We start from the raw sequence: 18,569 nt of genomic DNA, 5'->3' as shown, positions 1-18,569 counted from the left end.
TCAGGCGCACGAGGCATCGGATGCCGCATGCGACCCTCGATGACGCGGCGGCTCAGTCGAGCGCGATGGGCGCGAAGGCCGCGTCGTCGAGCGTGCCGACCGGTGCGGCGACCGCGCCGTAGCGGCGGCGCACGCCGAGTGCCGAGACATCCGGATTCTCGTAGAGGTACGTCGCGACCACGCGGAACTCGGCGAGGCGCCCGTCGGGCACGCGGCTCTCGCGGATCGGCTCCCCGCCGACCAGCGCCGCCGCCAGCGCGGTCCAGTACGTGCCGATGCCCCGGAACGAGCGAGCGGGGCGCAGGGGCTCGGCGTCGGACAGCAGGAGGTCGTTCGTCGTGCGTGCGCAGGCGATCGCGAGGCGACGTCCGAGCTCCGAGTACTCGGCGAAGCCGTCGACGAGCGCCTCGTACCGGTGCCAGCCTGCGGCCCGGACGACGCTGCGCAGCTCTCGCCCTGAGCCGGTCACGACGCCGAACGGCACGTCGAGTGCGGCCGTGACGATCTGGTCGAGGGTTCGCGAGTCGCCGTCGTACTGGATGAACCGGCCGATGTAGCCGCGTTCGCCTCCGCCGTCGCCCCGGGTGGCGGGGCCGGCGGTGCGCGCGTCGTCGACCTGTCGCCGGATGCGGTCGAGGTTCTCGTCGGCCTGCTCGAGGAGCGCCGCCGAGAGCGCGAAGAGCCGGTCGACCTCGCGGGGCAGCTGCCGCGCCGACTTGTAGCGGAAGTCGTGCTCGAGCTCCGACCACGTGTCGGACAGGGCGGTGCGCAGCTGCACCTCGACCTGCGGGGCGTCGGATGTCTCGGCTGCTCCTCCGGTCGGGTCCGCAGCGCCGCCCGCCGGGTCCGTGGCCTCGGGGATGTGCCCCACGAACTGCACCGACCGGTAGCCGAACGCGTCGATCGGCAGCAGTTCGGACTTGTCGACCCAGGAGTCGTCGTCGACGATGAGCGCCTCGCGCACGACCTGCTCCATCGCGGGCAGGTCGCCCTCGAAGTGCGCGATCACGCGGACGCCGAGGATGTCGCTGACCTCGCGATCGGGCGCCCGGCGCACCTTGCGCTCGAACGACTCGCGGGACTTCACGCGCGCGGTCACCTGGAAGTACCGGAATCCGGCGCCTTCGAGCCGCCGCGCGAAGTCGGCCTCGATGCGACTGCGGAGGCGCCGGTAGCGCCGCAGTTCGCGGTCGTACCGGGCGAGTTCTGCGGCGACGAGCTGCTCGTCCTGGTCGCGTGCGTCCACACCGGCAGGCTATTGCGTCTCGGCCGGTGCGCGTGCGCTCGCGCGCCGGTTCCGTCGGCGAAGGACAGGGTGCCGCCGCCCGGCCCGCGCCGCCGGAATACTGGATGTCCGCTGTGAGTTGAGTCAAGTGCACTCAACTTTGAGGGCGCCAACTTGACACGGTCAGCAGCCGCTGCAAGGCTTGAGTCATCGGGACTCAAGTTCCGAAGGATGACTTCGGTTGCGGGCCAGAACGGCCGAATCGACAGCCAACGGGTGCACGCGGCATCCGCCCGCGAAAACCCTGGCAGAAGGAGAGATACACATGTCACGTGCAGTAGGAATCGACCTCGGAACCACCAACTCGGTCGTCGCCGTGCTCGAGGGTGGCGAGCCCACCGTCATCGCGAACGCCGAGGGCTTCCGCACCACCCCCTCGGTGGTCGCCTTCACGAAGGACGGCGAGGTGCTCGTCGGCGAGACCGCGAAGCGCCAGGCCGTCACCAACGTCGACCGCACCATCGCGTCGGTCAAGCGCCACGTCGGCACCGACTGGAAGACCGACGAGATCGACGGCAAGAAGTACACGCCGCAGGAGATCTCGGCGCGCATCCTGCAGAAGCTGAAGCGCGACGCCGAGCAGTACCTCGGCGACACCGTCACCGACGCCGTCATCACCGTTCCGGCGTACTTCAACGACGCCGAGCGCCAGGCCACCAAGGAGGCCGGCGAGATCGCGGGCCTGAACGTGCTCCGCATCATCAACGAGCCCACCGCGGCCGCGCTCGCGTACGGCCTCGACAAGGGCAAGGAGGACGAGCTCATCCTCGTCTTCGACCTCGGTGGCGGCACGTTCGACGTCTCGCTCCTCGAAGTGGGCAAGGACGACGACTTCTCGACCATCCAGGTGCGTTCGACCGCGGGCGACAACCGCCTCGGCGGCGACGACTGGGACCAGCGCATCGTCGAGTGGCTCATCAAGCGCTTCAAGGAGTCGACCGGTGTCGACGTCTCGAACGACAAGATCGCCAAGCAGCGCCTCAAGGAGGCCGCCGAGCAGGCCAAGAAGGAGCTCAGCTCCTCGATGAGCACCTCGATCCAGCTCCCCTACCTCTCGCTCACCGAGAACGGCCCCGCCAACCTCGACGAGACCCTCACGCGCGCGCAGTTCGAGAACATGACCTCCGACCTGCTCGACCGCACGAAGAAGCCGTTCGAGGACGTCATCCGCGAGGCCGGCATCAAGCTCGCCGACATCGCGCACGTCGTGCTCGTCGGCGGCTCGACCCGCATGCCCGCGGTCGCCGAGCTCGTCAAGAAGGAGACCGGCAAGGACGCCAACAAGGGCGTCAACCCCGATGAGGTCGTCGCCGTCGGCGCCGCACTCCAGGCCGGCGTGCTGAAGGGCGAGCGCAAGGACGTCCTGCTGATCGACGTCACCCCCCTGAGCCTCGGCATCGAGACCAAGGGCGGCATCATGACCAAGCTCATCGAGCGCAACACGGCCATCCCGACCAAGCGCAGCGAGACCTTCACGACCGCCGACGACAACCAGCCGTCGGTCGCGATCCAGGTCTTCCAGGGCGAGCGCGAGTTCACCCGCGACAACAAGCCGCTCGGCACCTTCGAGCTGACCGGCATCGCCCCGGCCCCCCGTGGCATCCCGCAGGTCGAGGTCACCTTCGACATCGACGCCAACGGCATCGTGCACGTGTCCGCCAAGGACAAGGGCACCGGCAAGGAGCAGTCGATGACGATCTCGGGCGGCTCGAGCCTCCCGAAGGACGACATCGAGCGCATGGTGCGCGAGGCTGAGGAGCACGCCGCCGAAGACAAGAAGCGCCGCGAGTTCGCCGAGACCCGCAACTCCGCCGAGCAGCTCGCCTACTCGACCGAGAAGCTCATCAAGGAGAACGACGACAAGCTCCCCGCCGACGTCAAGTCCGAGGTGCAGGGCGACGTCGACGCGCTGAAGTCGGCCCTCGCGGGCGACGACGACGAGGCCGTGAAGTCGGCCTTCGAGAAGCTGTCGCAGTCGCAGGGCAAGCTCGGCGAGGCGATCTACGCGCAGTCGCAGGCAGCGGATGCCGCGGCCGGCGACGCGTCGGCCGCCGGCGAGCCGCAGGCCGAGGCGTCCGACGAAGACGTGGTCGACGCCGAGGTCATCGACGACGAAGACGACAAGAAGTAGGCCCGAACATGGCTGACGAGAAGGAGAACCCCGAGGTCCCCGAGCCCGAGGCCGCCGACGAGGTGACGGATGCCGCGGCATCCGTCACCCCCGAGGAGCTGATCGGCGAGGTCGAGGCCGACGAGCGCGAGCTCACGGTCGAGGACATCCTGAACGCGGCGAACGCCGAGGTCGAGGACCCGACCGACGAGCACCTCGCAGACCTCAAGCGCGTCACGGCCGAGTACGCCAACTACCGTCGGCGCACGGAGGCCAACCGCGAGCTCGAGAAGGAGCGCGCGATCGGCGCGACCGTGTCGGTGCTGCTGCCCGTGCTCGACGACCTCGACCGTGCCGAGAAGCACGGAGACCTCGAGGGCGAGTCGGCGTTCGCGACGATCGCGGCGAAGCTGCGCGCGTCGGTCGAGCGGCTGGGCCTCGCGAAGTTCGGCGAGCCGGGCGACGTGTTCGACCCGCAGAAGCACGAGGCGATCTTCCAGCAGCCCTCGCCCGACGTCGAGGTCGACACGGTCGCCGACGTCGTCGAGACGGGCTACACCCTCGGCGGCACGCAGCTCCGCGCTGCGAAGGTCGTCGTCAAGACGCCCGCGTAACCCCCCTGCGCCGGTCGAGGAGCGACCAGCTCCTCGACCGGCGTACTCTTTCCACCAGACTTCGAGAGACGAGGTGTCGATGGCCAGCCAGGACTGGTTCGACAAGGACTTCTACAAGGTGCTCGGCGTCTCGAAAGACGTGAGCGACGCCGAGCTCAAGAAGACGTACCGCAAGCTCGCGCGCCAGTACCACCCCGATTCGAACGCGGGTGACGCGAAGGCCGAGGCGAAGTTCAAGGAGATCAGCGAGGCGCACTCGGTGCTCTCCGATCCCGAGCAGCGCAAGGAGTACGACGCCGTGCGGGCCATGGGCTCCGGCGCGCGCTTCACCGCGCCCGGCGCGGGCGGCGGCAACGGCGGCTTCGACGACGTCTTCGGCGGCATGTTCGGCGGCGGCGCGGGTCCCGGCCGTGGCGGTCGCCAGCAGTACTCCCAGCAGGGCGGCGACTACGACGACCTGCTCGGGGGCCTGTTCGGCAACGGCCGGTTCGGCCAGTCCACCGGCGGCTTCCGCGGGGCGGGCGGCCCGACGAAGGGTCGCGACGTCACCGCGACGACGACCCTCGACTTCATCACCGCCACCAAGGGCGACCAGCTCACGCTGCAGACCGGCGAGGGCCGCAACATCACGGTGCGCATCCCCGCGGGCGTGGCCGACGGGCAGAAGATCCGGGTCGCGGGCAAGGGCCAGCCCTCGATCGACGGCGGACCCCCTGGCGACCTCGTGCTCACGGTCACCGTGCGCAAGCACCCCGTGTTCGAGCGCGACGGACTCAACCTGCGCGTGACCGTGCCGGTCACGTTCACCGAGGCCGCCCTCGGCGCGACGATCCAGGTGCCGACGCTCGGCGGCGACCCGGTCAAGCTGCGGGTCGCTCCCGGCACCCCCAGCGGACGCGTGCTGCGCGTCAAGGGACGCGGCGTCGAGACGAAGAAGGCCACGGGCGACCTGCTCGCCGTCGTGCAGATCGTCGTGCCCTCGCACCTCTCGAAGGACGCCCAGAAGAAGCTCGAGGAGTTCGCGGCCGAGCTTCCAGACGAGAACCCTCGCGACGACCTCATCGCCAGGGCCCGCGGATGAGCATGGACGAGTCCAGCCCGATCTTCGTCATCTCGGTGGCGGCGGAGCTGGCCGGCATGCATCCGCAGACCCTGCGGCAGTACGACCGCATGGGCCTCGTCTCGCCCACCCGAACGGCCGGGCGGTCGCGCCGCTACTCGATGCGCAACGTCGTGCAGCTGCGCGAGATCGCCCAACTCTCGAGCGAGGGCGTGAGCCTCGAGGGCATCCGCCGCGTACTCGGCCTCGAAGACGAGGTCACCACGCTGCGCGCCCGCGTGCGCGAACTCGAGGCGATGCTCGCCGACGAGATGCTGAACCGCCCCGGCCGGCGCGTCTTCGCCGCCGGCACGCAGGGCGAGGTCGTCACGCTCCGCGCGGGCACCAGGGTGCGTCGCGAGACGGCGATGGTCGTCTGGCGTCCGCTCGACCGCGGCTGACCGGCGCGTCGCTCGGAGCGGGCTTCCGCGTCACCGGCCCCAGGCCTCCGCAGGCGCCTCGATGACCTCGTAGGGTCGGGAGCTCCAGTGGGTGCCGTACCCGTAGTGGCTCGACGCCCACGGGGAGGCCCAGATGGCCTGCGCGGTGGCATCCGCCGAGTCGCCGCGCGCGAGCGCCGCGTCGACGGCAGGGTACCGACCGGACTTGATGTTCTGGGCCGCATAGTACGCCGCCTCGGTCAGGTCGACGTAGCTGCCGAGCCCCGATCCGCCTCCGGATCCCTGCCCGTTGTTCAGCGGGTTGTTGCGGTTCCACCAGTTGTCGGCGCCGTTCTCCTGCCGGGTCCAGCGCATCATGAACGTGATGTTCTCTTCGGTGACGGGCCAGTCGCCGTCGATGAGCACGAGCTTCGCCCAGTCGACATTGGTGCCGCCGGCGACGAGCGTCTGCGCACCGGTCGCCGCAGTGTACGACTCCTGCGAGACCTTCTGCGCCTGCACGCCCTCGGCGACCTCGACGGTCTGCGCGGGTTCGACGCTGTCGGTTCCCGCCGCCATCACGGGTGAGAGCGGGGCGGCGGGCACGAGCGAGAGCGTCGCGACGATGCCCATGACGACGAGGGTCGAGAAGGCGGCGAGCGGGCGGAAGCTCCGGCTTCGACGGGTGGCGGATCGCCTGACGTGCGGCCCGGCGTTCTGCCGTGCCGCCCTGCGCTCCCCGATCGACTGTGCGTTCCCCATGCGGGCCCGAGAGTAGCAAACGAGTCTGCGATCCGCACTCAGGCTCGGTCGTGCCCGGTGGTGGCCGGCCGCTCCGCGTAGCCTTGCCGGGTGAGCATGGACTTCGAACTGCTGCGCCGCGAGCCCGACGTCGAGGGCCATGGTCTCGAGGCGTCAGACGCCGCCGACCGGCTCATCCTCGATGAGGCGCGCGAGGCCGTCGTCGCGGCCGCCCCCGGCGAGGTGCTCGTGCTCGACGATGCGTACGGCGCGCTGGCGCTGGGCGCCGCAGCGCTCGGCGCGACGGAGGTGCGCGTCCACCAGGACCTCGTCACGGGCGAACGCGCGCTCGCGCGCAATGCCGCCCGGCTCGGCTTCGAGGCGGGGCGGATGCCGCGATCGCTCCCGCTCTCGCCCGACCTCGCGCAGGGCGCCCGGGTCGTGCTCATGCGGCTGCCCCGCTCGCTCGATCGGCTCGACGAGCTCGCCGCCCTGCTCGCCGGCCACGCGGCATCCGACGTGCGCGTGTTCGCGGGCGGGCGCCTGAAGCACATGGCGCTCGCCATGAACGACGTGCTCGGCGCCTGGTTCGATCGGGTCGACGTGTCGCATGCGCGGCAGAAGTCCCGGGTGCTGATCGCGAGCGGGCCCCGTGAACCGCGCGGACTCCGCCGGCCGCCGGCGCCCGCGTGGCCGCGGGTGCAGCACGACGCCGACCTCGGCGTCGACGTCGCCGCGCACGGCGGCGTGTTCGCGGGCAGCACGGTCGACATCGGCACGCGCCTGCTCCTCGGCTCCCTCGCCGATGCGGTTCCGGATGCCGCGTCGGCCGTCGACCTCGCCTGCGGCACGGGCGTGGTCGCCGCCTGGCTCGCGCGGGCCAGGCCGGGTCTCGTCGTGACGGCGACCGACCGCTCGGCGTCGGCCGCGGCATCCGCCCGTGCGACGGCCGAGACGAACGGCGTGGCCGACCGGGTGCGGGTGTCGCAGGCCGACGGGCTCGAACTGCTGCCCGACGCGAGCGAGCGGCTCGTCCTGCTGAACCCGCCGTTCCACTCGGACGCCGCGCTGCACACGGGCATCGCCGAGCACCTCTTCGCCGACGCCGCCCGCGTGCTGGCGCCGGGCGGCGAGCTGTGGTGCGTGTGGAACTCGCACCTGCGATACCGGCCCGCGCTCGAGCGCATCGTGGGGCCGACGCGGCAGGTCGCCCGGGATCCGAAGTTCACCGTCACGGCCTCCCGTCGCTCCCGCTGAGCCATGCGGCCGACGCGCACTCGCGTCATCCGCCCGGTCGTGTCAGTCTTGATGCGTGACCTCCACGCTCGAAGATCTCGACCTCGACACCATCACGCGTGTCGCGGCCGACGTGCCGTGGCAGACGGTCGTCTGGGACGATCCGGTCAACCTCATGACCTACGTGAGCTTCGTGTTCCGCACCTACTTCGGGTTCCCACGCGCCGAGGCCGAACGCCTCATGCTCTGCGTGCACACCGAGGGGCGGGCGATCGTCGCGACCGGCAATCGGGAGGCGATGGAGCGCCACGTCGAGGCGATGCACGGCTACGGCCTGCAGGCCACCGTGTCGAGGGCCGAGCAGTGATCGTCGCCGGGCGCAGCGACGGCGAGGGGGTGCGCCTCGTGCTCGAGACCGAAGAGGCGATGCTGCTGTCCGAGCTCGCCGACCAGGTCGACTCGGTGCTGCTGCTGGGCGAGGTCGACGACCCGGCGCTCGGTCGCCTACTGCCGAGCGCGTACCCCGAGGACCACGCCGCCTCGCAGGAGTTCGAGCGGTACACGCGCGACAGCCTCGTCGACGGCAAGCGCCAGGCCGCGCAGCGCGTGCGCGATGCGACCGCATCCCACGAGGGCGAGGGCGTCGTGCAGATCGAGCTCGACGAGTCCGAGGCGTGGGGGTGGCTCACGTTCCTCACCGACCTGCGGTTGATCCTCGCCGAACGGGTGGGCGTCATCGAGGAGGGCGACACCGAGTCCGACGAGACCCGCGACGACTACCTGCGTGCCGCGTACGAGTGGGCCGGGTTCGTGCAGGGCTCGATGCTCGAGGTGCTCGACCCGATCTCGTCCTGACGCGCGCCGGTCGGCCGTGTCGGTCGCCGTCGCCGTCGGCATCCCGCCGGATGCCGCGTGCGTTCGTCGCGCCTGTGGACTCGGCGACCCCGGCGGTGCCATGCTGATCCCGAATCGCCGCGCCGCCAGTCTGAGTGCCGTGGCCCGAGGGGTGGGAGCAGACGTGACGCGAACCGTGGCGGCAGCAGAGGATTCGGCATCGATCAGGCGGGTGGTGCGCAGCCCGGCGGCGAACGTGTCCTCGCTCGAGTCGGCGGCGCTCCTCGTCGGAAGCGCATTCTTCGTGGTCGGCGCGCTCGTCGGCCTCTTCGCGTTCTGGGGTCAGTCGCTCCCGATCTCCGGGCGCGGATCGCTGGGCGCGTTCGCGGGCGTCGGCGGCGCGATCGCCGCGGTCCTCGCGTTCGTGCTCGGGCGGTACCTCGCCGACCGCACGCCGAACCCGGCCCTGCGTCGCGAGATCGGCCAGGGGCTGTCGGTGCCCGGCGCTCGACTGCACTGGTTCGACATCGCGTCCCTCGCGATCGCCCACGGGGTCATCGCGCTGCTCGGCTGGCTCGCGCTCTCGACCGTGCTCGAGCTGAGCTTCACGGACGCCGTCGTCTTCGCGCTGCCGGCCGCCGCGCTCGGGGGCGTGGCGCTCGCGCTCACCGCGTACGTCAGCTTCCTCTCGGCCGCCCGCATGACGCCGATGCTGCTCTCGCTCGTGCTCGCGGTGTTCCTCGTGGTCGGCGCGTTCGCGAGCATGCTCTCGGCGAGCGACCCGCACTGGTGGGAGGAGAACCTCTCCGCGCTCGGCATGACCGACGACCTGTCGGCGAAGGCCTTCAACCTGACGCTCATCATCGCGGGCGCGATCGTCACGATCGTCGCGAGGTACGCGACGGCGACGCTGCCGGCGTCGACGCCGCCCGACCGGCGCGGCCGGGACATCGTGCGCTTCGGGCTGATCCTGATCGGCATCTTCCTCGCCTGCGTCGGCATCTTCCCGGTCGACGAGTTCTTCGCGATCCACAACACCGTGGCGACGGGCATGGCCGTGTGCTTCGCGGTGATCGTGCTCGGGCTCCCGCGGTTCATCCGCACCGTGCCGAGGGTGTTCGTCGTGCTCGGCTACGTGTACGTCGCCGTCATCATCGTGGTCGCCGTCTTCTTCGCGACCGGGTACTACAACCTCACCGCGGTGGAGCTCGTCGCGGGCTGCCTGATCTTCAGCTGGATCATCGTCTTCCTCCGCACGGCGGGCGCAACGGGTGATCCCGAGGCGGAGCCGGCGGTCCTGCCGTCGGTCGGGTAGCGCAGCGTCTCGAGACCTGCGCACCCGTGCACGAGGAGAGGGCCGGATGCATGGCATCCGGCCCTCTGTTCGTGTTCGGCGCGAGTCGTTACGCGGTCTGCGCCAGCGCCTTCGACTTCAGGTGCGCGAACTCCTCGGCCGTGATGGCGCCGGAGTCGAGCAGCGCCTTCGCCTTGGCGATCTCGTCCGCTGCGCTCGACGCGCTGCCGGCCGTCTGGCGGATGTAGTCGTCGGTCGCCGCCTGCACCTGGCGAGCCTCACGCTGCGAGCGCTCGGCCATGCCCTGCCCACGCGCGATGAGGTAGATCAGCGCCGTGAGGAACGGCACGAAGATCAGGAAGATGATCCAGACGGCCTTCCACCATCCGTTGAGCTTCTGATCGCGGAACAGGTCGCCCACGATCGAGAAGAGGATCATCAGGTAGGCGATGAAGACGAAGATCCAGAGGAACCACCAGATGATGTCCCAGAAGTTTGACCAGAAATCCATGTACTTTGTTCCGTTCTCGAGTTTTCTGCGCCCCCCAGGGATCGAGCGCCTGAGCCGAATGTAGCGTCGTTCCGAGGGACTCGTCCAGAGAACGCGCTGGTGTCAGGCGGTTCGCCCGGGCCGATCGGTAGGGTGACCTGCAGGAGGCCGACATGGCGGATGCCGCAGCAGACCACGTGCCCGACGAGCGCCAGAGGGCCGCGCCGGGGTTCGCCCTCGGCCACCGGAGGGTGATCGTGCTCGCCGCGGTGGTCATCGCCCTCGGCGGCGTCTGGCTCGCGCGCGACGTGCTCGGCCCCATCGCCGTCGCGGCCGTGGTGGTGACGATCGCGCATCCGATCCGGTACCCGCTCGAGCGCCGAGGATGGTCGAAATGGCTGGCCACGAGCGCGGTCGTGGCGTTGGCCTGGGCGATCCTGGCGGCCCTCGCCGTGCTGCTCATCGTGGCATCCGCGCAGTTCGTGTCGATCCTCCCCGACTACCTCGACGAGCTCGAGCAGACGGCGGCGTCGCTGATCGCGTGGGTCGAGTCGACCGGCGTGACCACGGATGCCACGGCGAGCCTCGGTTCGGTGCTCGACCCCGCCCAGCTCGTCGGATTCGCGGGCAGCCTCGCCGGCGCACTGCTCGACGTCGCGACCGCGTTCTTCTTCGTGCTGGCCTACGTGATCTTCATGTCGGCGGATGCGGCGCGGTTCGCTCGGGCCAGGCCGGTGTTCGGCACCGCCGACGGCGACGTGATCGGCGGACGCTACTTCTCGGGGGTGCGCCGGTACTACGTGGTCAACGCGACCTTCGGCCTCATCGTCGCGGTGATCGACGGGCTCGTGCTGTGGGGGCTCGGCATCCCGATCCCGCTCGTGTGGGCGATCCTCGCGTTCGTGACGAACTTCATCCCGAACATCGGGTTCGTCATCGGGCTCATCCCGCCGGCGGTGCTCGCGCTCGTGATCGGCGGATGGCCGCTCGCCCTGGTCGTCGTGCTCGTGTACTGCGTCGTGAACGTGACCCTGCAGGTGCTCGTGCAGCCGAAGTTCGTGAGCGACGCGGTGTCGCTGAGCCTGACGCTCTCGTTCGTCTCCGTCGTGTTCTGGACCCTGGTGATCGGCCCGATCGGCGCGATCCTCTCGATCCCGCTCACACTGCTCGTCCGGGCCCTGTTCCTCGAGCCCGATGAACGATCGTCGACGCTCAGGAGGCTCTCGGGTGATTCCCTTCCCGCACCTGTAGCGCCGCCGGAATCGCGGGGATAGTCTGCAGGAACACTCATGGAGGGGGAACCAATGGCGGACTTCGAATACGGACCGGTCGATCTGTATCTCATCGGCTTCGAGGGGGATCGGCCCGACAGCCGCACGCTCGAGGCGATCGCAGATCTCGTCGAGGGCGGTGAGATCCGTCTCCTCGACTTCCTGCTCGTCTCGCGCGGCGAAGACGAGATCACCGTCATCGAGTTCGAGGACTTCGGCGGCGAGATCGAGGTCGACATCGAGGTGCTCGAGGCCGGTCTCGTCGGCGACGAGGACGTCGAAGAACTCGCCGAGCTGATCCCCGTCGGCAGCTCGGCGGCACTCGTCGCGATCGAGCTGTTGTGGGCGAAGAAGCTCGCATCCCGGTTCGCGGAATCCGGCGCCGAACTGCTGCAGGCCGAGCGCATCCCCGCACCGGTCGTCAACGCGGTCCTCGCCGAAGTAGAAGGAGCAGAAGCATGATGGGTAGAAGAATGGGCCGCCCGGGGCTCATCGGACTCGCCGCTCGCACCGCCGTCGTCGCGGGCACCGCCACCGCCGTCAGCGGCGGCATGCAGAACCGCCAGCAGGCCAAGTACCAGCAGCAGGCCGACGCGCAGGCCTACCAGCAGCAACAGCAGCAGGCCCAGATCGATGCGGCGGCCCAGCAGGCCGTGGCCCAGCAGGCGTACCAGCAGCAGGCGTATCAGCAGCAGGCCGCGCCGCCGGCGCCGGCAGCACCGGCCGTCGACATCGTCGCCGAACTGCAGAAGCTCGGCGCCCTCAAGGAGCAGGGCATCCTGAGCGACGACGAGTTCGCGGCCGCCAAGGCCAAGCTGCTCGGCTGAGCCCATCGCTCATCGCTCGAGCCGAACGAGACGCGTGAAGCGCCGGTCACCCACGGGTGACCGGCGCTTCGCCGTTTCCACGCCGGCCGGTCTCGTCGGCGCCGCGGGCCAGGATGTGAGTCCGCCGTGGGGTTCGCGCGAGCCCTGTTGCCGCATCCGGTCCCGCGCCTAGGGTGAGGCATGGCCATCACGCTGAGGGGCGTCTCGACCGTGGTTCCGTCCACGGTCCTCGTGCAGGATGCGGTTCGCGACGTGTTCGCGGCCCAACCGGGGCTCAGCAGGTTGGCGCAGCGCATCGTCACCACGTCGTTCACGGTCTCTGGCATCGAACGGCGTCACAGCGTGCTCGAGGAGCTGACGCTCGAGCCCCGCGACGAGACCCCGGTCTTCTTCGACCAGGCGAGCGGCGAGCTGCTCCTGCCCGGCACCAAGGCCCGCAACGAGATCTATGCCGGCGAGGCCACCCGCCTCTACGTCGAGGCGGGTCGGGCGGCGCTCGCCGCGACACCGGGCGTCGCGGCATCCGATGTCACGCATGTCATCACGGTCTCGTGCACCGGCTTCTACGCGCCGGGCCCCGATTTCATGGTCGCGCGCGACCTCGGCCTGAACCCCGGGGTCGAGCGATACCACCTCGGGTTCATGGGGTGCTACGCCTCGATTCCCGCGCTTCGCCTGGCGCGCCAGCTCTGCCAGGCGGATGCCGACGCGGTCGTGCTCGTCGTCAGCGTCGAACTCTGCACGCTGCACCTGCGCTCGTCGAACGACCCAGACACGATCGTCGCGTCGTCGCTCTTCTCCGATGGCGCAGGAGCGGGCATCGTCTCCTCACGGGATCCCGAAGCCGGAGAGCGGGCATTCGAGCTCGACCGCTTCGCGACGCGCATCACGCCCGTCGGCGAGGGCGACATGGCGTGGAAGATCGGCGACCACGGCTTCGAGATGGTGCTGTCGAACGCGGTGCCCGCGATCATCGGCGAGCACATCACGGGGGCGCTCGAACCGCTCTTCGCACACGACGCCGAGCTGACCGCCGCGCTCGCCGACGACACGGCGAGCGACGCCGTCGAGCACTGGGCCATCCATCCGGGCGGTCGCAGCATCCTCGACAAGGTCGAGGCCCGACTCGCGCTCACCGAGGCGCAGCTCGTGCCCGCCCGCGAGACCCTGCGCGACTACGGCAACATGTCGAGCGCGACCGTGCTCTTCGTACTGGCGAACATCCTCGAGTCGGATGCCGCCGCCGACGGCGACCGGGTCGCGGCCATGGCCTTCGGCCCCGGACTCACCGTCGAGTCGGCGCTCATGACGGTTCGCATCTGACCATGCTCCCCTGGGGGCCGGTCGACCGAGCGCACTCGCCGTGCCGCGCAGGGCGGGGGCGGAGGTGAGGTCGCTCGGCAGGCGGGACGACGAGGCACGGGAACTGATGGACGCGCCCGACTGCGATCCCGCCATGCTGGCGCGAACCTACGAGCAGTTCGGTCGGGTCAACGCCGTGGTCTCGAACCAGCGCGCGGTGTACCGCCGCTGGATCCGGCCGCGCCTGTCCCGGCACGAGACGCGTCGCGTGCTCGACGTCGGAACCGGCGGGGCCGACGTGCCGCGGGCGCTCCTGCGATGGGCGCGCGCCGACGGCCTGCGACTCGAGGTCGTGGCCCTCGACCCCGACCCCCGGTCGTACGAGTGGGCGTCGCGCCGGCCGCCCGTGCCCGGCCTCGTGCTGCGCCGCACGACGAGCGGTGAGCTGGCCGCGGCGGGCGAGCGGTTCGAGGTCGTGACGTCGAACCACGTGCTGCACCACCTCGACGGACGGCAGACCGGGGAGCTGCTCGCCGACTCGGAGCGGCTCGCCCTGGGCGGCGGCATCGCGGTGCACGGCGACATCGGGCGCAGCCGGTGGGGCTACCTCGGCTTCGCGCTCGGCACGCTGCCGTTCACGCGCAACCTGCTCGCCGACTCCTACATCCGCGCTGACGGACTCACCTCGATCCGTCGCAGCCACACGGCGCCAGAGCTCGCCGCGGTGCTGCCGCCCGGGTGGCGCGTGCGCCGCGGCTTCCCGTCGCGGCTCGAGGTCGTCTGGAGTCCCGATGCCTGAGCGGGCAGCGGGCGCGGGCGGTGCCGGGTCGTCCGTCGAGGCCCGTCACGACGTAGTGATCGTGGGCGGCGGCGCGGTCGGACTGCTGCTCGGCTGCCTCCTCGCCGGGCGCGGCATCGACGTCGTGGTGCTCGAGCGGCGGATGTCGCGTGGCACCGGCCGTTCGCGCGCGATCGGCATCCACCCGCCGGGGCTCCGGGCACTCGCCCGTGCGGGCGTCGAGACCGAGGTCGTCGCGGCGGCGGTGCCGATCCGCGACGGCAGGGCGACGTGCGGCGGACGCACGCTCGGCACGATGTCGTTCCGCGGGCGAGGCGGTGGCGGCAGCGGGTCGGCCGTGCTCTCGCTGCCGCAGCTCGAGACCGAGGCGATCCTGGAGCGCCGTCTCGGCGACCTGCGGCCCGGTGGCATGCGACGCGGGGTCGAGGTGCGGGCCGTGCACGACCGCGGAGCCGACGTGCAGGTCGACGCCGTCGTCGACGGGGCGTCGCTCAGGCTGACCGCGCGCTACGTCGTCGGAGCCGACGGCGTGCGCAGCGGCATCCGCTCGTCCCTCGAGCTCGGGTGGCGGCCGCGTCGGGGCCGGGCGCAGTACGTGATGTGCGACACGCGCGACGACACGGGCGAGGCCGAGACGGCGCTGCTGCACTTCGAGCCTGCCGGGGTCGTCGAGTCGTTCCCCATGCCGGGCGGTCGTCGGCGCTGGGTGGCCCGGGTCAGGCGGCCGCCCGCGCACCTGACCCCCGAGACGCTCGCCGCCATCGTGGGCTCGCGCACCGGTGGCGGGTTCGACGTCGCGGCGGCGAGCGAACCGAGCGCGTTCGAGGCGCGGCAGCACCTCGCCGACCGCATGGCCGTCGGCCGCATCGCGCTCGCCGGTGACGCCGCGCACGAGATCAGCCCCATCGGCGGGCAGGGCATGAACCTCGGATGGCTCGATGCGCTGCGGCTGGATCACGACCTGGCCGCGGCGCTCGCCGTCGGTGCGCCGTTCGAGGCGTTCGACGTCTACGACCGCGTGCGCCGGTCGGCCGCGCGCCGGGCCGTGCGCCGGGCGGCGTTCAACATGGCGGTCGGCGCGCCCGCCTCGGGAGCGCGGCTCCGCGTGCGCAACGCGGCCGTGCGGACGCTCGACCTGCCGCCGCTGCGCTCGCTGCTCGCGAGGGCGTTCACGATGCGCGGCCTCTGACGGCGGGTCGAACGCCGGTGGCTGCCGGCATCTGAGGCGCGTTCCCTCGCGAGGATCAGAGGACGACGCGCTGCAGCAGGAACACCGGGATCACCCGGTCGGTCTTCTCCTGGTAGTTCGCGTAGTCGGGCCACGCCTCGACCGCGCGCGCCCACCAGGCCTCCCGCTCGTCGCCGTCGAGCTGGCGCGCGACGTAGTCGTGCTTCTCGGCGCCGTCCTGCAGTTCGACATGCGGGTGCGCGAGCAGGTTCCAGTACCAGACCGGATGCTTCGGGGCGCCGCCGAGCGACGCGACCACGGCGTACTCGCCGTCGTGCTCGACGCGCATGAGCGCCGTCTTGCGGAGCTTGCCGCTCTTCGCACCGACGCTCGTGAGCACGATGACGGGGCGCCCGCGCAGGAGGTTCGCCTCCGCGCCGCCGCTGGCCTCGAAGGCCTCGGCCTGCTTGCGGGCCCAGCCCGACGTGCTCGGTTCGTATTCGCCTTGCAGCGGCATCCGTTCTCCTTCGTCTCCCGATCGAGGCTACGCCCTGCGCGGCCGAAGGCCCGACGCCCGACGCCCGACGCCCGCTGGCCTCAGGCGCGGGCGAGCTCGAGCGAGAACTCGACGAACCCGTCGGGCTCGACCGAGACGAAGCCCAGGTTCGGCGCCTCGACGCCGAAGTCGGCGAACGTGATCGGGATGCTCCCGGCGACCTGGCCGGTCTCGCCGTTCAGCACGGCCTCGAGGTCGACGGTCACCGTGCGGGTGACGCCCGCCAACGTGAGGTCGCCCGTCGCCTGGATCGTCTGCACCTCGCCGACGGCCGGCGCCTCGTCGCTCACGACGGCGTCGGTGAGCACGAAGGTCGCGGTGGGGTTCTCGTCGACGCGCACCGCGTTCTGGCGGAAGTAGTCGTCGCGGTTCGAGCTGTCGGTCGCGATCGAGGCGACGTCGACGGTGATCTCGGCCGAGTCGAGGGTCGTGCCGTCGACGGCGAGCGTGCCGGTGACCTGCTCGGTGCGGCCGACGACCGTGACATCCGTGCCGTTCAGCACCTCGTCGACGCGGTAGCCCGCGAACGATCCGCTCGTGACGGTCCAGTCGCCGGTGAGGTCGGATGCCGCGTCCGTGCCGTCGCCCGAACCCGCGTCGGGGTTCGGGGTGACCGTGACCGTCGGGGCCGCGGCCGCCTCTCCCACGATGACGTCGCGGTAGATGATCGGGCCCGCGATCGCGGCGGTCGCGCCGAGGACGAGCACCCCGGCGACGATCGAGGCGGTGATGATCTTCGTGCGCTTCTGCATGGCGGGCCCCCGGGGGTTCGTCGTGGTCGGATCTCGAGCATGGCGGACGTTCGTATGAGAACGCATTGAATTCGCCATGAGATGCCGACGCCGGTTCCGCTGGGCGGGCGCATGCGGTAATGGCGGCGTGGTCGAAGGGTTCCAGGACGACGACGGATGCCGCAGATTGGCGCCACGAGCGGGCGACGGGCGCAACCTTGGGGGGAACGCTCGCGCCCCTCGCGCCCGTGCCTTCTCGAGGCTCGCGGAACGGCCTGCTCTAGCGGCGGCGCTCGAACTGCCGGCCGTGCACCTCGGTGGGCGTGATGCGCACCCACCGGTCCTTCGTCTCAGGAGCCCAGGGCTCGACGCCGAGCCGCTCGGCCTCGGCGATCTCGGACTGGCGATCGAACTCGACGGCGTCGCCCTTCACGACGACGCTGAACGCCTCGTGGTCGTCGGCGCCGTCGACCTCGAAGGCGACGCGATGATGGATGGTGAGCTCGAGCAGCTTCGTGCCCGGAGAAGTGCGGAACACGATCGTGCGATCGTCTGCGACGACGTGGTTCACCGGGAACACGTCGACATCGCCGCCGGCAGCCGCGGCGATGCGGCCGTACGGGGCGTCGGTGATGCGCTGCCAGCACTCCGCGTCCGTCAGGTGACGGGTCGGAGGGCGTTCGTCGGGTTCGTCGGCCATGCTTCGAGTGTGCTCCTGTCGCGGCAGGATCGCGAGAGGGGCGTGCTGAATTCGTCGCGGCCCCTGGCCGTCAGCTGTGCGTCGGCTCCCAGCCGAGGCTCGGTGCGACGTGCTTCGCGAACGCCGTGATCAGCCGCAGGTTGAACTCGACGCCGAGCTGGCTCGGGATCGTGAGCATGAGCGTATCGGCCTCGCGGATCGCCGCGTCGCGCTGCAACTGCTCCACGAGCCTGTCGGGCGTGCCCGCGTACGTCTTGCCGAACGTCGAGCGGATGCCGTCGATCATGCCGACCCCGTCGCCGTCCTGCCGGCCGCCGAAGTACAGCTCGTCTTCAGCCGTCGTGATGGGGAAGATGGAGCGGCTCACCGAGGTGCGCGGCTCGCCGGGGTGTCCCGCCTCGCGCCACGCTTCGCGGAACGCGTGGATCTGCTGCGCCTGCAACTCGTCGAACGGGATGCCGCGGTCCTCGGTGAGGAGCGTCGACGACATGAGGTTCACGCCGGCGCGGCCCGCCCACTCCGCCGAGTCGCGGTTGCCGGCGCCCCACCAGATGCGCGAGCGAAGGCCGGGCGAGTACGGCTCGATGCGCTGCATCCCGTGTCCGCCCCCGAACGGCGAGGCGGGGTCGCGTTCGGCCAGGCCCTCGCCCTCGATCGCCCGCAGGAACCGGGCGAAGTGCTCGCGCGCGAGGTCGGCGCCGCGGGGATCCTCGGAGCCGGTGTAGCCGAAGGCCTCGTAGCCGCGAACGACCGATTCGGGTGATCCGCGGCTCACGCCGAGTGCCAGCCGTCCGCCCGAGATGAGGTCGACCGCGGCCGCCTCCTCGGCGAGGTGCAGCGGGTTCTCGTAGCGCATGTCGATGACGCCGGTGCCGACCTCGATGTGCTGGGTGCGGGCGGCGATCGCGGCGAGCAGCGGCATCGGCGAGGCCTGCTGGCGGGCGAAGTGGTGCACGCGGAAGTAGGCGCCGTCGACGCCGAGCTCGTCCATGCCCTGCGCGAGGTCGATGGCCTGCAGCAGCGAGTCGGCCGCCGAGAGCTCCCGTCCGCCGCCGAGGTGTCCGTAGTGACCGAAGGAGAGGGTTCCGAAGCGTTCCACGTGAAGCGGCAACCTCTCGGCTCCCCTTCCTAT

General features: G+C 71.0%; 21 protein-coding genes. 14 read left to right on the top strand and 7 right to left on the bottom strand.

Features of this window, described 5'->3' with window-relative positions; genetic code table 11:
• Positions 1–52 precede the first annotated feature (52 nt).
• A complete protein-coding gene (locus tag ABIC29_RS12840; protein ID WP_354245915.1) occupies positions 53–1,246 on the bottom strand; it encodes a GTP pyrophosphokinase in 1,194 nt (397 codons plus the stop codon).
• Positions 1,247–1,550: 304 nt separating this feature from the next.
• On the opposite strand from ABIC29_RS12840, the gene dnaK reads away from it, so the two are divergent.
• The 4 genes from dnaK to ABIC29_RS12820 all read left to right on the top strand — a co-directional run bounded on the left by dnaK (position 1,551) and on the right by ABIC29_RS12820 (position 5,509).
• The gene (gene dnaK / locus ABIC29_RS12835) at positions 1,551–3,416 is read left to right on the top strand and encodes a molecular chaperone DnaK (RefSeq protein ID WP_116079970.1); all 1,866 of its coding nucleotides are present in this window, start codon (positions 1,551–1,553) and stop codon (positions 3,414–3,416) included.
• A gap of 8 nt (positions 3,417–3,424) precedes the next feature.
• Positions 3,425–4,009: a nucleotide exchange factor GrpE gene (locus ABIC29_RS12830; RefSeq protein WP_116079969.1), complete on the top strand. Its 585-nt coding sequence runs from the start codon at positions 3,425–3,427 to the stop codon at positions 4,007–4,009.
• Positions 4,010–4,088: 79 nt separating this feature from the next.
• The gene (locus ABIC29_RS12825) at positions 4,089–5,090 is read left to right on the top strand and encodes a DnaJ C-terminal domain-containing protein (protein WP_116079968.1); all 1,002 of its coding nucleotides are present in this window, start codon (positions 4,089–4,091) and stop codon (positions 5,088–5,090) included.
• 2 nt (positions 5,091–5,092) lie between these two features.
• Positions 5,093–5,509, top strand: coding sequence for a heat shock protein transcriptional repressor HspR (locus ABIC29_RS12820; protein ID WP_116079967.1), 417 nt, complete (start codon positions 5,093–5,095; stop codon positions 5,507–5,509).
• A gap of 30 nt (positions 5,510–5,539) precedes the next feature.
• On the opposite strand, the gene ABIC29_RS12815 is transcribed toward ABIC29_RS12820, so the two are convergent.
• Positions 5,540–6,250: a hypothetical protein gene (locus tag ABIC29_RS12815; RefSeq protein ID WP_116079966.1), complete on the bottom strand. Its 711-nt coding sequence runs from the start codon at positions 6,248–6,250 to the stop codon at positions 5,540–5,542.
• A gap of 96 nt (positions 6,251–6,346) precedes the next feature.
• Here ABIC29_RS12815 and ABIC29_RS12810 point away from each other — a divergent pair, with 96 nt between their 5' ends.
• From ABIC29_RS12810 to ABIC29_RS12795, 4 genes are all read left to right on the top strand, one after another.
• Positions 6,347–7,486, top strand: coding sequence for a class I SAM-dependent methyltransferase (locus ABIC29_RS12810; protein ID WP_354246496.1), 1,140 nt, complete (start codon positions 6,347–6,349; stop codon positions 7,484–7,486).
• A gap of 55 nt (positions 7,487–7,541) precedes the next feature.
• Positions 7,542–7,832, top strand: a complete 291-nt coding sequence (gene clpS / locus ABIC29_RS12805) for an ATP-dependent Clp protease adapter ClpS (RefSeq protein WP_116079964.1) — start codon at positions 7,542–7,544, stop codon at positions 7,830–7,832.
• Positions 7,829–8,320, top strand: a complete 492-nt coding sequence (locus tag ABIC29_RS12800; RefSeq protein WP_116079963.1) for a DUF2017 family protein — start codon at positions 7,829–7,831, stop codon at positions 8,318–8,320. The genes clpS and ABIC29_RS12800 overlap by 4 nt, the downstream gene beginning before the upstream one ends.
• 163 nt (positions 8,321–8,483) lie before the next feature.
• Positions 8,484–9,614, top strand: a complete 1,131-nt coding sequence (locus ABIC29_RS12795; RefSeq protein ID WP_354245908.1) for a DUF998 domain-containing protein — start codon at positions 8,484–8,486, stop codon at positions 9,612–9,614.
• A gap of 88 nt (positions 9,615–9,702) precedes the next feature.
• On the opposite strand, the gene ABIC29_RS12790 is transcribed toward ABIC29_RS12795, so the two are convergent.
• Positions 9,703–10,104 (bottom strand): SHOCT domain-containing protein, encoded by a 402-nt coding sequence (locus ABIC29_RS12790; RefSeq protein WP_116079962.1) that lies wholly within the window; start codon positions 10,102–10,104, stop codon positions 9,703–9,705.
• Between the two features lie 152 nt (positions 10,105–10,256).
• Here ABIC29_RS12790 and ABIC29_RS12785 point away from each other — a divergent pair, with 152 nt between their 5' ends.
• The 6 genes from ABIC29_RS12785 (at position 10,257) to ABIC29_RS12760 (ending at position 15,471) form a co-directional block, all read left to right on the top strand.
• Positions 10,257–11,357, top strand: coding sequence for an AI-2E family transporter (locus ABIC29_RS12785; RefSeq protein ID WP_116079961.1), 1,101 nt, complete (start codon positions 10,257–10,259; stop codon positions 11,355–11,357).
• 30 nt (positions 11,358–11,387) lie between these two features.
• Positions 11,388–11,816, top strand: coding sequence for a DUF6325 family protein (locus ABIC29_RS12780; RefSeq protein WP_116079960.1), 429 nt, complete (start codon positions 11,388–11,390; stop codon positions 11,814–11,816).
• Complete coding sequence (locus ABIC29_RS12775; protein ID WP_354245903.1) at positions 11,813–12,181, top strand: SHOCT domain-containing protein; 369 nt, start codon at positions 11,813–11,815, stop codon at positions 12,179–12,181. Before ABIC29_RS12780 ends, ABIC29_RS12775 begins: the two co-directional genes overlap by 4 nt.
• Before the next feature lie 180 nt (positions 12,182–12,361).
• On the top strand, positions 12,362–13,504 hold the full coding sequence (locus ABIC29_RS12770; RefSeq protein ID WP_116079958.1) for a type III polyketide synthase: 1,143 nt from the start codon (positions 12,362–12,364) through the stop codon (positions 13,502–13,504).
• 40 nt (positions 13,505–13,544) lie between these two features.
• Positions 13,545–14,282 carry a methyltransferase domain-containing protein gene (locus tag ABIC29_RS12765; protein WP_354245900.1) on the top strand — a complete coding sequence of 246 codons (738 nt, stop codon included), beginning with the start codon at positions 13,545–13,547 and terminating at the stop codon, positions 14,280–14,282.
• Positions 14,275–15,471, top strand: coding sequence for an FAD-dependent oxidoreductase (locus tag ABIC29_RS12760; RefSeq protein WP_354245897.1), 1,197 nt, complete (start codon positions 14,275–14,277; stop codon positions 15,469–15,471). The genes ABIC29_RS12765 and ABIC29_RS12760 overlap by 8 nt, the downstream gene beginning before the upstream one ends.
• A gap of 55 nt (positions 15,472–15,526) precedes the next feature.
• Here the strand turns inward: ABIC29_RS12760 and ABIC29_RS12755 are convergent, their stop codons facing one another.
• The 4 genes from ABIC29_RS12755 to ABIC29_RS12740 all read right to left on the bottom strand — a co-directional run bounded on the left by ABIC29_RS12755 (position 15,527) and on the right by ABIC29_RS12740 (position 18,536).
• On the bottom strand, positions 15,527–15,967 hold the full coding sequence (locus tag ABIC29_RS12755; RefSeq protein WP_354245894.1) for a nitroreductase family deazaflavin-dependent oxidoreductase: 441 nt from the start codon (positions 15,965–15,967) through the stop codon (positions 15,527–15,529).
• 80 nt (positions 15,968–16,047) lie between these two features.
• Positions 16,048–16,758, bottom strand: coding sequence for a YceI family protein (locus ABIC29_RS12750; RefSeq protein ID WP_116079954.1), 711 nt, complete (start codon positions 16,756–16,758; stop codon positions 16,048–16,050).
• A 259-nt stretch (positions 16,759–17,017) separates the two neighbouring features.
• Positions 17,018–17,437 (bottom strand): pyridoxamine 5'-phosphate oxidase family protein, encoded by a 420-nt coding sequence (locus ABIC29_RS12745; RefSeq protein WP_116079953.1) that lies wholly within the window; start codon positions 17,435–17,437, stop codon positions 17,018–17,020.
• A 70-nt stretch (positions 17,438–17,507) separates the two neighbouring features.
• Positions 17,508–18,536 (bottom strand): LLM class flavin-dependent oxidoreductase, encoded by a 1,029-nt coding sequence (locus tag ABIC29_RS12740; protein ID WP_116079952.1) that lies wholly within the window; start codon positions 18,534–18,536, stop codon positions 17,508–17,510.
• Between the last annotated feature and the right edge of the window lie 33 nt (positions 18,537–18,569).

Source organism: Agromyces sp. PvR057 (assembly GCF_040547485.1).
Classification (GTDB): domain Bacteria; phylum Actinomycetota; class Actinomycetes; order Actinomycetales; family Microbacteriaceae; genus Agromyces.
Note: the sequence above shows the minus strand (reverse complement) of the source record. Positions and strands in the feature narration are given on the sequence as shown.